This window comes from Streptomyces sp. NPDC001493 (assembly GCF_053597235.1).
The window spans coordinates 1,558-2,867 of sequence record NZ_JBSFHV010000059.1 but is presented as its reverse complement, the minus strand read 5'-3'; the positions used below and the strand labels follow the sequence as shown (position 1 = coordinate 2,867).

The 1,310-nt window shown below is 56.3% G+C and carries 1 rRNA gene (running past one end of the window); it reads right to left on the bottom strand.

The features are described from left to right. Positions 1-1,275, bottom strand: a 23S ribosomal RNA gene (locus ACWCWD_RS36990) (it extends 1,926 nt beyond the left edge of the window). Between the last annotated feature and the right edge of the window lie 35 nt (positions 1,276-1,310).

Sequence of the window (1,310 nt, the reverse complement as noted above, 5' to 3'; positions counted from 1 at the left end):
TGGAATGACACGACTTCGGCGGTACGCTTGAGCCCCGCTACATTGTCGGCGCGGAATCACTTGACCAGTGAGCTATTACGCACTCTTTCAAGGGTGGCTGCTTCTAAGCCAACCTCCTGGTTGTCTCTGCGACTCCACATCCTTTCCCACTTAGCGTACGCTTAGGGGCCTTAGTCGATGCTCTGGGCTGTTTCCCTCTCGACCATGGAGCTTATCCCCCACAGTCTCACTGCCGCGCTCTCACTTACCGGCATTCGGAGTTTGGCTAAGGTCAGTAACCCGTTGGGGCCCATCGCCTATCCAGTGCTCTACCTCCGGCAAGAAACACACGACGCTGCACCTAAATGCATTTCGGGGAGAACCAGCTATCACGGAGTTTGATTGGCCTTTCACCCCTAACCACAGGTCATCCCCCAGGTTTTCAACCCTGGTGGGTTCGGTCCTCCACGAAGTCTTACCTCCGCTTCAACCTGCCCATGGCTAGATCACTCCGCTTCGGGTCTAGAGCGTGCAACTCAATCGCCCTATTCGGACTCGCTTTCGCTACGGCTTCCCCACACGGGTTAACCTCGCTACACACCGCTAACTCGCAGGCTCATTCTTCAAAAGGCACGCAGTCACGACTGCATGTGCAAGCACATACAGCGACGCTCCCACGGCTTGTAGGCACACGGTTTCAGGTACTATTTCACTCCGCTCCCGCGGTACTTTTCACCATTCCCTCACGGTACTATCCGCTATCGGTCACCAGGGAATATTTAGGCTTAGCGGGTGGTCCCGCCAGATTCACACGGGATTTCTCGGGCCCCGTGCTACTTGGGTGTCTCTCAAACGAGCCGTTGATGTTTCAGCTACGGGGGTCTTACCCTCTACGCCGGACCTTTCGCATGTCCTTCGCCTACATCAACGGTTTCTGACTCGTCTCACAGCCGGCAGACTGTGAAAGAGAGATCCCACAACCCCGCATGCGCAACCCCTGCCGGGTATCACACACATACGGTTTGGCCTGATCCAGTTTCGCTCGCCACTACTCCCGGAATCACGGTTGTTTTCTCTTCCTGAGGGTACTGAGATGTTTCACTTCCCCTCGTTCCCTCCACACTGCCTATGTGTTCAGCAGTGGGTGACAGCCCATGACGACTGCCGGGTTTCCCCATTCGGAAACCCCCGGATCAAAGCTAGGTTGACAGCTCCCCGGGGACTATCGTGGCCTCCCACGTCCTTCATCGGTTCCTGGTGCCAAGGCATCCACCGTGCGCCCTTAAAAACTTGGCCACAGATGCTCGCGTCCACTGTGCAGTTCTCAAACA